General features: G+C 44.5%; 14 protein-coding genes. 10 read left to right on the forward strand and 4 right to left on the reverse strand.

Features of this window, described 5'->3' with window-relative positions; translation table 11 throughout:
• Nucleotides 1–11: 11 nt before the first annotated feature.
• The 3 genes from PBV53_RS03285 to PBV53_RS03295 form a co-directional block, all read right to left on the reverse strand.
• Nucleotides 12–395, reverse strand: coding sequence for a translation initiation factor IF-5A (locus PBV53_RS03285; protein WP_270095726.1), 384 nt, complete (start codon nt 393–395; stop codon nt 12–14).
• A 170-nt stretch (nt 396–565) separates the two neighbouring features.
• Nucleotides 566–1,261: a matrixin family metalloprotease gene (locus PBV53_RS03290; RefSeq protein ID WP_270095727.1), complete on the reverse strand. Its 696-nt coding sequence runs from the start codon at nt 1,259–1,261 to the stop codon at nt 566–568.
• 19 nt (nt 1,262–1,280) lie between these two features.
• A complete protein-coding gene (locus PBV53_RS03295; RefSeq protein WP_270095728.1) occupies nt 1,281–2,681 on the reverse strand; it encodes a sensor histidine kinase in 1,401 nt (466 codons plus the stop codon).
• 145 nt (nt 2,682–2,826) lie between these two features.
• Here PBV53_RS03295 and PBV53_RS03300 point away from each other — a divergent pair, with 145 nt between their 5' ends.
• The 10 genes from PBV53_RS03300 (at nt 2,827) to PBV53_RS03345 (ending at nt 12,120) form a co-directional block, all read left to right on the forward strand.
• Nucleotides 2,827–3,603 carry a thermonuclease family protein gene (locus PBV53_RS03300; RefSeq protein ID WP_270095729.1) on the forward strand — a complete coding sequence of 259 codons (777 nt, stop codon included), beginning with the start codon at nt 2,827–2,829 and terminating at the stop codon, nt 3,601–3,603.
• Nucleotides 3,604–3,693: 90 nt separating this feature from the next.
• Nucleotides 3,694–4,494: an HAD family hydrolase gene (locus PBV53_RS03305; protein ID WP_270095730.1), complete on the forward strand. Its 801-nt coding sequence runs from the start codon at nt 3,694–3,696 to the stop codon at nt 4,492–4,494.
• A 265-nt stretch (nt 4,495–4,759) separates the two neighbouring features.
• Nucleotides 4,760–6,376, forward strand: a complete 1,617-nt coding sequence (gene atwA, locus PBV53_RS03310; protein ID WP_270095731.1) for a methyl coenzyme M reductase system, component A2 — start codon at nt 4,760–4,762, stop codon at nt 6,374–6,376.
• A 29-nt stretch (nt 6,377–6,405) separates the two neighbouring features.
• Nucleotides 6,406–7,971 (forward strand): methyl-coenzyme M reductase-associated protein Mmp3, encoded by a 1,566-nt coding sequence (gene mmp3 / locus PBV53_RS03315; protein ID WP_270095732.1) that lies wholly within the window; start codon nt 6,406–6,408, stop codon nt 7,969–7,971.
• A complete protein-coding gene (locus PBV53_RS03320; protein WP_270095733.1) occupies nt 7,971–8,405 on the forward strand; it encodes a methanogenesis marker 6 protein in 435 nt (144 codons plus the stop codon). Before mmp3 ends, PBV53_RS03320 begins: the two co-directional genes overlap by 1 nt.
• A 9-nt stretch (nt 8,406–8,414) precedes the next feature.
• A complete protein-coding gene (locus PBV53_RS03325) occupies nt 8,415–8,870 on the forward strand; it encodes a methanogenesis marker 5 protein (protein ID WP_270095734.1) in 456 nt (151 codons plus the stop codon).
• Nucleotides 8,867–10,111 (forward strand): methanogenesis marker 15 protein, encoded by a 1,245-nt coding sequence (locus PBV53_RS03330; RefSeq protein ID WP_270095735.1) that lies wholly within the window; start codon nt 8,867–8,869, stop codon nt 10,109–10,111. Before PBV53_RS03325 ends, PBV53_RS03330 begins: the two co-directional genes overlap by 4 nt.
• 5 nt (nt 10,112–10,116) lie before the next feature.
• Complete coding sequence (locus PBV53_RS03335) at nt 10,117–10,710, forward strand: methanogenesis marker 17 protein (protein WP_270095736.1); 594 nt, start codon at nt 10,117–10,119, stop codon at nt 10,708–10,710.
• The gene (locus PBV53_RS03340; protein ID WP_270095737.1) at nt 10,710–11,642 is read left to right on the forward strand and encodes a methanogenesis marker 7 protein; all 933 of its coding nucleotides are present in this window, start codon (nt 10,710–10,712) and stop codon (nt 11,640–11,642) included. The genes PBV53_RS03335 and PBV53_RS03340 overlap by 1 nt, the downstream gene beginning before the upstream one ends.
• Nucleotides 11,643–11,670: 28 nt before the next feature.
• Nucleotides 11,671–12,120 carry a carboxymuconolactone decarboxylase family protein gene (locus PBV53_RS03345; RefSeq protein WP_270095738.1) on the forward strand — a complete coding sequence of 150 codons (450 nt, stop codon included), beginning with the start codon at nt 11,671–11,673 and terminating at the stop codon, nt 12,118–12,120.
• Nucleotides 12,121–12,206: 86 nt separating this feature from the next.
• Here PBV53_RS03345 and PBV53_RS03350 read toward each other — a convergent pair.
• Nucleotides 12,207–13,101 (reverse strand): presenilin family intramembrane aspartyl protease PSH (locus tag PBV53_RS03350; protein WP_270095739.1); only part of this gene is annotated, 895 nt, incomplete at its 5' end.

Raw genomic sequence — 13,101 nt, forward strand, 5'->3', positions numbered from 1 at the left:
TCCCTGAAGGTTTATCTAAGGTCTATCTTCATCTTGCCCATAGCTTCAATGTATGTGATATCTTTACCTTCAGCTACTCTTTCCTTGTATTCATCAGCGATGGTAAGTTCGAATGTAGTGTAGGTTTCCATATCCATGAGCTGTGCGATGTTGCCGGAAATGGATAATACCTGTGCACTCTTACGCTCGACGATAGGTACGTAGGTCTTAGCGGAAACTGAGCTTATGATGGAACGTTTCTGGCCATCGAATATGCCAACTGCCTCGATCCTTGCTTTTGCTGATCCGTGCTTACCTGGCTTTGATTTTTGTATGCTCTTGATGACACATGGTTCATCATCGGCAAGGACGTATTTACCTTCTTTAAGTTCTTTAACCTCTACCTGCTGTTTCATTTATAATCCTCCTGTAATCGTAAAAACGTAATGTTTTTTATTAATGGATGAATGTGTGGTTATAAATCTTTATTCTATATATCAATCTTACGAACAAAGAAATTCATGGACATGGACGTTTCAAAACTATTTAAATGCATATCCTACGGATATATTCCAATGTTCTGCAATCACTTTTTAAAGTGTTTATCCTCAAGGATCTTTGCTTTGTTGTGATAGCGCAGCCAGCCTGTTCCCAAATATCCCAGAACACCTATGGCTATCAATACAATTGCAATTATTATGGGATACGTCTTTTCCAGAAGCAAGGGATTCACATTCTCCCTCTGTTCATACGAGGGATACATTATGTCCTTTTTGTCATTGCTATGGTCAAGCCCAAGGGCATGTCCGAACTCATGTATGGCGATCTGTTCCATGTTCGCATTTCCATATTGCTGCCAGGAAAATCCTCTTTTATCGCCAACTTCCAGAACGATACTGGCACGAACGAATCTGCCGGCAGCTATCTCCGGTCTGCAGTATCCTGCAACACCATCCGCTGCACCGGTGACCTCTTCCATGGTCTCGACCCACATGACGTAAATATCTGCATTAGGGTTATCAACTATCTCGAAATCGGGGTTATAATACAGTTTACCGTTCCCGCCGTTTTCCCAATATTTCGTTGCATCCACAATTGCTGTTCGATATGTATGGCTGTAGTGGGGGGGGGTATTCACATCATCTATATACACTGTTATTGGTGAATGGTCCCACGGTTCGTCAAAGAATCTCGGATACTCCTTTTCTCCAAGAGCTCCGAATGCAGGAGACACAAGGGTGCATATCAGAAGAATGCTGATTATCGTAAATTTGAGCTTCATTTCATCTCACTTGGGCATTTTATCTATCTTTGAATGTGATAGTTATTTCTGTTCCATTACTTCTGTTAAGATGTACATTTCCACCGATCTGGTCCACCAGTTCGTTCACCAGTTGCATGCCTAATGTATTTGTTTTGCCTATCTCTATCCCTTTCGGGACACCTATCCCATCATCGGCAACAATGAAGGTGAACTGCTCTTCCTTTTTGTGGAATGCAATGGATATGTTCCCTTTTCCTTCCGGGAATGCATATTTGAAAGAGTTCACAATAAGTTCATTAAGAATAAGCCCAAGGTGGATGGCTCTGTCAACGTTCAAAAGGATATCATCGATATCCATATTTAGTTCAATATCTTTTCCCTGCAGGTCATTCATCTGGTACAGATAATTTGTAACGTCATTCACATAATCCCGGAAAGCAACGTTTGTCATATCTCTTGAACGGTACAGTTCTTCATGTGCAATGGATATCGAATGGACGCGGTTCCTGCTTTCTTCAAACGCATCTATCACCCGGGGGTCTGTGAAATTGCTGGCCTCAAGGTCCAGCAGACTGGCGATTATCTGAAGATTGTTCTTTATACGATGGTGTATCTCTTTTTCATGTGTCTCTTCAGCCTTCGCAAGTGCTTCTTCTGCTCTCTTTTTCTCAGTAATATCTTCCCCGGAAGATAACATCCCTGTTATTTTTCTATTCTTGTCTTTTAACAGGGTGTTGTGCCAATTTATGATCCTTTCTTCTCCATCCGGTCTTAGCAGTGGGGATTCAAAATTATCAAGGCCGTCCACTTTTCCAGAGATAAAGGTATCAAAGTCTGAGATCTCTTTTTCTCTAAATCTTTCCGGTATAAGCGTTTTGAAGAAATCAGTTCCTATAAGGTCCACTTCCCCGCAACCTATGACCTTACAACCTTTCTTGTTGATCAGCTTGAGCTTATGGTCAGGGTCTATCACTGTGAGCATGACCTCGGCGGTTTCAAGATATTTTTTGGCAAGATCCTTTTCCGCGATGTTCTTATCGTAAAGTTCTTTGAGTCTCAACAGGGATTTGACCCTTGTTTTCAGTTCGATCTGATCGATCGGCTTTGTCAGGAATTCATCTGCTCCGGCTTCAATTCCCTGGATGCGGTCCTTTCTTCTGGAAAGGGCTGAAACAATGATGATGGGTATGAATTGAGTATTCTCATTTTCTTTGAGTTTAACACACACTTCATAACCTTTCATATCCGGCATCATCACATCAAGTAGAACAAGATCGATCTCCTCTTTTTCAAGGATATCAAGTGCTTCTTTTCCCCGGTATGCAGGGATCATCTCATAGTCGGGCGAGAGGAACGCTTCCATCAGTTCTACATTTTTCCGGTCATCATCCACGACCAAAATTCTTGGTAAAGCATTATCCTGCAATCTGAATCCCATCCATTCGAAAATTGACTGGTTTGAAGACAAATATTATCTATCACATTCATCTTGATACTCTTCTATATAAAATGTCCCATATTTTTATTCATTTATAGGATGTTATTCAGAAAATTTTATAATGTTCTGTTATAATCTTCACTTCATGAATAAATGTATGGCTCTGTTTTTGGTCATTGTATGTCTTGTCGGATCTTCAGGTTGTGTGGAGTATGGGACGGATTCATCATCTCATGCCCTTGAGTTCGTGAATGTGACAGAAGTTATAGATGGTGATACGATCGTGATCTCTTCAGGTGAAAGAGTCAGGCTTATAGGAGTTGATACTCCTGAGGTCGGAGAACCTTATTATTCCGAAGCAAAGCAATATATGGTGCAAAGGGTCCTTGGCAAGGTCGTCGGGCTCGAAAAGGATGTCAGTGAGACCGATCATTATGGCAGACTTTTGAGGTATGTCTGGGTGGAGGGTGAAATGGTGAACAAAGAACTTGTCCTTTCAGGACTTGCTTTCTCAAAGGCCTATAGGCCGGATATTTATTATCAGGACATTTTTGACAGTGCGGAGATAATGGCAAAAGAGAATGGTGTCGGGCTCTGGTCGGTTCCTGCCATGACAAGTGATACTGTCACTATCTCATATCTGGAAGCAGGACGCTACATCGACCAGGTCGTTACAGTTGAAGGCACGATAGTACGGACCACAAAAAAAGATGATTCGGGGATAGTATTCCTTAATTTTCATAATCCTTATGAGGGTTATTTCACTGTGGTGATCTGGAGCGATGATTGGGATCGTTTTTCACAGGACCCTGATATACTGTATGAGGGAAAACACGTGTTAGTGACCGGAAAGGTGATCGAGTACAAAGGAAGTCCTGAGATCGTCGTTGAAGGCCCTTCCCAGATAGTTATAGTCCAATGAAAGCTCCTTTCGTTCTTCGTTCTTCAGCCTTCTTCCTCTTCTTTTTTAGAGAACACAAGTTTAATAATCTGGCACGCTGAATCATATCATATGCAAAAGAACGTAGCTGTGGTCTTCGATAGTGCTGGAACTCTATTGCATATGTATCGCGTTGCAAAGGATATGGGGTCCGGTCAGATCATTACGGGCATAGATAGTACCGGACTTGTTGCACAACGAAAGGGACGGGCACTTATCGTTCTTCATACCGAGCCCAGCGTGGTAATGGGTGCCGATCATAGCATGCGTGTTAGTGACTTTATCGATGAGTATGGTGTAACTATTGCTATCAGTTGTGCCAGCGATCCGTTCTCTGTTGATGAAGCTTATGATATCATCAAAGGAAGCGAACTGAGGATATCTGATATACTTCAGGTCGTTGACAGGGTAAAAACACGTTGTCCGAATATCTTCTATGTCGCAGCCGGGATCATAGTGGACAGGAACGATTATTCGGTCCCTTATGTATTGAGTACGGGGGGACGTTTGTTCCACGATACAAAAGATACCATCGAAAAACTTGAAGAGCGCGGGGCTGATATCTATATTGCTTCGGGTGACAGTATGCGCAATCTCAAGCAGCTTGCAAAATGTCTTGCTATTCCTATGGATAGGGTATTTGATATTGCCACCACCCGTGAAAAAGAGCGGATCATCCTTGAGCTGAAGGGCAAGTATGAAAAAGTTCTCATGGTGGGCGATGGGATGAATGATATTCTTGCTCTCAGGGCAGCTGATGTCGGGGTGATGACCATGCAACAGGGGGATGAACGCCCGGAAAAGTTGATGAAGTCTGCAAACGTTATTATCAATTATATTAAAGAAGTAGTTGACCTCATTGACGGGGATTGAATCCCGATCATCTGGCGGTTGATCACCTTTTGAGTCGATGGTATCTGTTTTTTAATGTTAACGCTGATACGGCAATACGTTATATTTATGTACTGCATTATGTAACTCTGTGTATCTACTAGGGATTATTTCTTAGTGATGTTATGCACAAAATGAAGTTAATTTGGTTTTGATATTTATATACAAAACCATTAAGTAATATTGAAAATCAATATATCTATATATAAAAATGGATACTTACGCTAACCATATCGGAGGAAAGCAAATGTCATTGTTCATCGAGGTCAAAGATCTAACTATCACTTACGACGGCGTTAATGTTCTGAAGAATATCAATCTTAACATCAATGAAGGTGAGGTTATTGGAATTCTGGGGCGCAGTGGTGCTGGAAAAACAATTTTGATGCACGCTCTGCGAGGTGCTGAAGAATACGAGAATATTTCCGGTTCCATCATTTATCATCTTGCGAGATGCGATAAATGTGGTCATATCGACCCGCCAAGTAAAGTAGGCGAGCTTTGCCGTCTCTGTAATCATGAGGATATGAAGGCATTTGATGCGGATTTTGTAGCTTTGTCCCAGCATGATCATGAGCGTAGGAGCGTTTCCAAGAGAATTGCCATCATGTTGCAGCGTACATTCGCCCTTTATGGCGATGATCAGGTAGTTGCAAATGTGATGAACTCTCTGAAAGAGATCGGATATACAGGCCCTGATGCGATGTCAAGGGCTATGAAACTTCTTGAAGATGTACGTATGTCTCACAGGTTGATGCACGTTGCGCGTGATCTGAGTGGTGGGGAGAAACAAAGGGTGGTTCTTGCAAGGCAGCTTGTGAGAAATCCAATGCTTTTGCTTGCGGATGAACCTACCGGTACGCTCGATCCAAGGACTGCCGATATCGTCCATGATGTTATTGAAAATGCGGTGAAAGATTATAATATGACCATGGTCATCACATCTCACTGGTCTGAGGTCATCGAGAAGCTTGCAGATAAGGCTATCATCCTTGAAGATGGTGCGATAATCAGTGAAGGTGAGCCTTGCAAGGTTGCTAAAGAGTTCATGGGCATGGTGTCCAGCATTGAGAAGAATGTCAAAGTTCCTCTTGGTGCTCCGATAATCGATGTCAAGAACCTTGTCAAGAAATATATCTCTGTAACAAGGGGCGTTATACATGCGGTAAATGATATCTCTTTTAATGTGAAGGAAGGTGAGATATTTGGTCTTGCAGGCACAAGTGGTGCAGGAAAGACAACTACCTCCGAGATACTCATGGGAATCGTTGCACCTACAAAAGGAGATATTCAGGTCCGTGTGGGCGATGAATGGGTGGACATGACCAAACCGGGTCCTGATAACAGGGGACGTGCCACTAAATATATGGGTATTCTGCATCAGGAATATGGGCTTTATACTCACAGGACGATCATTGACAACCTGACGGAATCACTAGGTATCGACCTGCCTTATGAGCTTGCAGTACGCAAGGCCATTAAGACGCTTGTAACTACTGGTTTTAGCGAGGAGAAGGCAAAATCCATTCTTCCAAAGATGGCAGATGATATCAGTGAAGGTGAAAGGCACAGGGTTGCTCTTGCTCAGATATTGATGAAGGAACCTAACATCATTATCATGGACGAACCTACCGGTACCATGGACCCTATCACAAAGATAGAGGTCACAAGGTCTATACTCAAAGCACGTGAAGAAATGGGTGATACCTTCGTTATAGTATCTCACGACATGGACTTCCTTCATGAGATATGTGACCGCGTTGCACTGATGAGGGACGCTAAGATCGTATCTATAGGTGAGCCGGCAGAGGTGCTTTCTCAACTTACTGAAGAAGAACGCTTGCTTGTTGGTCAGGAAGCATAAGTTTAACATTTAGCTTCCTATATTATGTAATGGAGGCGATAGGCCTGAGCGGCGAGATTAGTGTAGAGGTCAATGATCATCGCATAGCACTGTCCCCTAATTCTACATTGGGGGATGCTATACAAGCATCTGAAACTCCTTATAGGGAAGGTTCTGCCATAGGTATCCTCAAGAAAGATGAGGGCGGTAGAAGCGGTGCTATCATCGATTATGTCGTTAAGACCTCTAAAGGTGAATTTAAAATAGAACTCAATGGTGGGTCTGTGTCCTCGGGGATATGGGCAGACCGTTTTAAAGATTATGAAGGTGTCAGTGTACGCTGGGATTCCAGGGATGCAATAGCTTTTGGTCCTTTCGAGGCGGATATCGTTCCTGGTAAAGGCTCAGTATCACTTGAGAAATATGATGTGATCTTCGGTGCGGGTGGTCTTGATCCCGGTAATACTCATTTGATCATCGCATTGGATGATCACTCCTCGGAATACGGTGCACCTGAAGACGGTTCCTTTGGAAAGGTGATCAGTGGTATCAATGTCCTGAAAGAATTTGGAAGCGGGGATAGTATCCTTTCCATCGAACCTGTCCTGGAGTGGGAAGAGACAGGGGAGCATATCTGTACTTCCGATCTCTCCACAGTACTTGAGGACGGATACCGTATATTCACTTATGTTGAAGTGGAACTTAATATGGAAACCCCTGAGGGGGCAGAACACTTTTTTGCTTTGATCCGGGATGGGACCTTCGATGTGGACTCTGTTTCCAGTTCTTTTATTTCGGATAGTTCCTTGCACGGGGAGATGTGCAAGTATGAAGGCTTTGACCCGCGGGACAAAGGTTCAGTATGGGTAAGGACGGTAGGCTATGGTTCCGGCAAGGTCTTCATTGCCCGCGATGACCGTCCGGCAAGTATCATGCATTCCGTTATAGGGCATTTGTCGCATGGTATCGAGCTTGTGCAGATGGCGGAAGCCGGTCAGAAATTGATGGTAAGTACCGATCCGGAACCTATATGGCTATTAGGTCTGTCCTTCAAGGCCGCAGAGAAAAAGCTCTCTGCACTTGGCATCGAGCTTGTTAAGAAAGGCTACGTTGAAGAGGATGCTGTTGTTGTGAAACAGGATCCTCCGCACAGCATCGATGTTATGCGACAGGGTTCTGTGGAAGTTATCGGTGTTCCTGATTCAAAGCTTGTTAGCATTGAACTTTATGATGATCTGGCTCCAAAAACGCTTGATTTCTTCAGACATGCTATCGATCTCCAGTTCAAACCCGTTGGGGCATTGCCGGTCATGATGACCTACGAGAACACGTATATATTCAAGGCCGAAAAGGCTGCGGAAAAATATAAGGAGATCATGCCTGAGAACGTTCCCGAAGGCAAGGTAAATGCAGGTGATATCGGTGTCACCAACCAGGCGGCTAAAAGGCATGGTATGGTTGGTGTGAAACTGGACGATGATGATATGTTCGGTCCTACGGGTGAGAAGTTCCTGAGCACAAATATCATTGGTCATATCCTTGAACCTGAGAAACTTAAAGGGCTTAAGGATGGGGATATTATGTACGTTATTGAAAGTAAGGGGAGTGATAATTGATGGCTGAAGAAACTGAGGATAACATCACGAAGATAGTTGTCATAAGTTCGGACAGCATCCTGCCCACGGACGCAGCAATGAAGGTTTACGAATCGGAAGATTCCATCACCATCAAAGAGACCTGTTTTGGTACGATGGTGAATGGTCCGAGAGAGGCTGTGCTCAAGGTGGTAAAAACTCTTCGTTCAATGGACCGTAATCATATATTTGTAAAGGAAAGGGGCTTTAAGCCGGGTGCAGAGGTTCGGTGCCGTGCGGGAAGAGGAGGCGGTCCAAGACCAGGCTTCCATTTCCTGAGGGAAGAGGTGAATATGCTTCCCATGATCGGCAGAGCACTGGACAAATATGAGGCTGGCGAACCCTTTGAAGAGCATGAGGCTCCGAAAAAACTTGATATATCGAAATTGAAGAAGATAATTGATTCAGAATTATGAGGTGTTACATTGGCAAAAGTTATCATTTATCCTACTAACAGCCTGATCCTTTCAGATATGGTGGAAAGGTTCGGACATGAACCTCTTGCTATGATGGAGAAGATCAAAAAGATAATAAACACTGTTGGGGTTGATTCTCCTCCTTTGAACATTACTCCTGAAGAGCCCAAACGCGGTTTGAAATATGCTGCGGTGGAAGTGCCTGCAGGGGTTCGCGGAAGGATGGCCCTTATCGGTCCCATGATCGAGCTTGCAGAAGCTGGCATCATCGTTGGCGATTCATCTATCAGTTTTGGATGTATGGGCTGCGCCCGTACCAATGAACTTACAAAGTTCCTTATCAGGGAAAAGGGCATTCCCATACTTGAGATCAAGTATCCTCATACCGAGGAAGAAGGGCAGGATTTCGTTTACAAGATAGCAGAGTTCTTGAAGTCCCTGCCATCCGGGAGTGATGAAAAATGAGCGATAAAGGAGATCCGGTACTGATAGCTCTTGTTTCCTGTGGAAGTGAGTATGCTGGTGTCCAGAGCGAGCTGGAAAAAGCTGCAAGTACATTGAATGCTAAACTTGTCTATCCTGAAATGGATGTTGCGACCCTCGATACCATAGGGATGGAGTTCGGGTTGGAAGTGGCAAGTCCTGACCTTAGGCTTATGATGGCAAGAGCTAAAGCGGTTGTTGAAGGCGTTGCAAAAGTGGATGGTGTTTTCGTGACATCATGTTTCCGTTGTGCTGAAGCTGCTATAGTGAGGAATGAGTTGAGGAGGTATATCTTCGAGGAATCCGGTCTGCCTGTGATAAGCTATTCTTTCACTGAGCGTACCACTGCTGCGACACTGCTTACTCGTCTGGAAGCTCTGACTACCATTGCGAGAAGGAAACACCTGCTTGCAAGAACGAAACAAACCGGTATCACTGCAGGTATAGATTCCGGTTCGACCACTACCAAAGCGGTCGTTATGAAGGACAACGAGATCGTTGGTGAGGGCTGGGTGCCTACCATAAAGGTCCTTGAAAGTGCAGAGACTGCATTACAGCAGGCACTTGATCAGTCGGGTCTCAAAACGGAGGACATCCAAGCGATCGGTACTACCGGGTATGGTCGTTTCCTGATAGGTGAACATTTCAAGGCAGATCTGGTCCAGGAAGAGATCACAATGAACTCAAAAGGGGCTGTCTATCTTGCAGATCAACAAAAAGGACCTGCTACTGTTATTGATATTGGCGGAATGGACAATAAAGCTATTTCCGTACAGGACGGTATTCCCGGAATGTTCACCATGGGCGGTATCTGTGCCGGAGCATCAGGTCGTTTCCTTGAAATGACCGCTAAACGTCTCGGTGTGGAGATCACGGACCTTGGGGATCTTGCTATAAAAGGCATGGGTGAGAACGTTGAAATGAACAGTTACTGTATCGTTTTCGGTATTCAGTCACTGGTCAATTCGCTTGCAAAAGGTTCCTCGCCGGAAGATGTTGCAGCGGCAGCTTGTCATAGTGTTGTCGAGCAGATATTCGAACAACAGCTGCAGGAGGTAGAGGTAAAGGAGCCTCTTATCCTCGTCGGAGGTTCATCCCTAATCGCAGGGGTTCCAAAGGCCCTTGGTGACCTCCTGAAAATAGATGTCATAGTGCCACCGCATTCACAGCTTATTGGTGCTGTGGGTGCAGCCCTCCTCGCATCAGGCTATGTGTCGGAGTGATCCTCATGGAACCTCTTGAGATATTCACTGTTGAAACTACGGAACCTTCCGAGGCTGCATCTTATGAGAGCATCCTTAAGGATATCATCTCCGAGCTCGCATTCTCCCGAACCATAGGCAGGATAAAAGTGAGGATAAGGCCGGAAGATTCGTTGTTCATGATGGTCATACTTCTTCGCAGGGGTCTTCCTCCTATTAAGGCAGGTGAGATCTCGGATACTGAGTTCGACAGGGAACACGCAAAGGTGGTCATCACTGTCAGGGATGAGAAGACCATTCCTCAGTTTCTGGACAGGCTCTGGGAACAGTTTGGAAGGCAGAACGTTATACAGCCAGAACGGAACATTATCGAGGTTGCTGCCGATCTTGAGACAGTGGATAAGTTTATCGCTGAACTTATCGTGGATGATCCTGAGAAGACGATCCGGGGAAGGCTTGCCGACATGGCCATACGCGCCACTCCGGAAGGGTTCAGGATACGCTATCATTCCCTTGATAGCGGTAAATTCGTTTTTGTGGCATCAGAAGATACGATGCAGCAGGATTGGATCGATGAGGCCAATGTTATGTTGAAAGAACTGGAAGGGGATGATTCCTGATGGCAGCAGTACTTGAACCGTATATCTATGAAGGAGGTATTCACAAACACAGTCTGATCCTTGAGCTTTTGGAAGACCTTGGTGGTTATCTCGTTCAGAAGACCCCTGCTTCAACAGAGGTCACTCTTGTTATGCTCATTCCGAAAAAGGATGTCCATCTGGTCGAGGATCTCTGCAAAAAGCTTCTTGGTAAGCTGACCCCGGCACCGCTTACGGGTACTGAAGTAGCTGTAGTGTCTCCTACACTCGCATCACATCATCTTCCACATTCAGCATGTGATATTGCAGAATATATCCGTCGCGGGGGGGCGAATACCAATATGATCGGGCTTGCAAGAGGAATGGGGCGAAGGGTCGCATTGTCTGCTGATTATGAGAGAAGGCTCATTAATGAGCACGATGTTGCTGTTTTCTCGTTCGGCACTTTCAAGGATTGTATAATTAACAAGAAGCCAAAGCTCTTTGAAGGCATCGAGATACCTATCGTGGTGACCGGTGGGCCTGACATCAGAACTGAGGAGATTTCCGGAGCTGACATATATGTTGGTGGCATCGGGCGTGTTGCTCACAGGATGAGGAAAGGTCCCGAACTGGACGCAATGGACGTTCTGAACGAAAAGGTGGGTGAGATCGTGAATCTCAAGAGGGAAAATATTGCAAAGGACCCCCTTGCAGTTCTTCCTGCAAGGCTCATGAAAGAGGTTCAGGAGCAGGTTCCTGATATTCTTAATGTGCTGACACCTGCCCCCATCACGCTTCAGCTTGACGGCATGAGGGTAAAACTGCCTTATGATAGATACCATGAAGCTGTTGGAAATATCGTATTTGATGAAGGTTTCATCCTTTCAGATGTGGCGAACATACTTCCTTCCAAGATGAAGGACTATATTCTTGTAAAGATAAAACGCAGGTCTGAGGTAGCAAATATTTAAAATATCTGTAGTTTAAGTGAGGATTATTATGGACATTGAGAAGATTCGTGAGATCATCGATAAAGAGCCTGATGAGGCAGTTTCTGATATACTGGAAGGCGTGAAAGAGCGTTACGGTGAGATACCATATATTCTGGAGTTCATGCGGGATATGCCGGATCTCCTTCTCCCCAAGGTAATGTATGACAATTCGATCATGCGTGAATTCGAAAGGCTTGATCCGAAAACGATCGAACTTATCTGTATCGGTGTTTCATCTGCCCTTCGGTGCGACCATTGTATGAATATGCACATCCGTGTGGCAAACAGGCTCGGGCTTACCAAGGAAGAGATCTTTGATGCTGTTCTGATCGCTGGTTCTATTTCCAATGCATCCGTGCTTGCAGAAGGCACACGTGCCCTTGATGCAGAGTTCAATGGCAAAAAATGTGATGGTAACGATGATTGTGATGTTTGTAAGATCGCAAATCACGATTAAAAAAAGCATGATGATGCTGTTTTAAGCATCATCTGTATTTAATTTTTTTACAATTTTATCTAATTTGTTATTCGATTTCACCTATCTTATCCCAGAAGCGGAGCTCCTGACAGAAGTGCACCTGCGAGGTATCCAAGGATCACTCCACTGTTCAGGAACGGGAGTCCTGCCTGTGGTTTTCCTTTCATGACGAATATTGTAAGCCCGATGAATCCTGCAAGTGTTCCTATTATTGCTCCAAGGGCAGGGTATGATATGAACCCTGTGTGGGCAACGAAAACGTTTGCAGATACCACCAGGACGGTTGGCATGACCGCATCTCCAAGTCCCATGAAGAACGCATCTCTTTCGCCTTCCTTTTTCATGCCGTCCTTTATGAATGAATAGTTCAGCTTTTTCGGGATGATGAAAAGTATTGGCAATTTGAGGTCCATCACACCTTCTGCAAGATCGATCATGTGCTTTGTCTTATAGACCGATATGGCATCGTATATTGCAAGAAGTGATAACAGGACGATCGCTGGTATTATGCCAAAGGATATTCCGAATATTGCACTGGCGGCAGCTCCGATTATTATGCCGATCGTATCTATGACATACCATTCAGGGAACTTATAAAGGACGATAGTGAGTACAGCTGCCAGTATAATTCCCAGTGTACTGCTTAATGTCTCATTAATTCCAAGCATATACAAGATCGGATAGAATCCGTAGAATATGGTGGCTCCTACTGCAAGCAACATTGTTAGTTGTATTCCCCACTTCATGTTACGTTTGATGGCAAGCAGTAACAGGAATGTGAATGCGAGGATGAATCCTATGTAATAGAACGAATTGGCAGTCGATTCGGGATTCTCTACGGCTTGCATTCCCAATTTATCCATTGGGGATGCCAGTATCAATGCGAGAACCTGTACTATTAGGATCAGCCCGGCCATTGCGACCATTGGTAGATAATCTTTGAATGTGTCTTTTTCGGAA

The organism is Methanococcoides alaskense, from assembly GCF_027594145.1.
Taxonomy (GTDB): Archaea; Halobacteriota; Methanosarcinia; order Methanosarcinales; family Methanosarcinaceae; genus Methanococcoides; species Methanococcoides alaskense.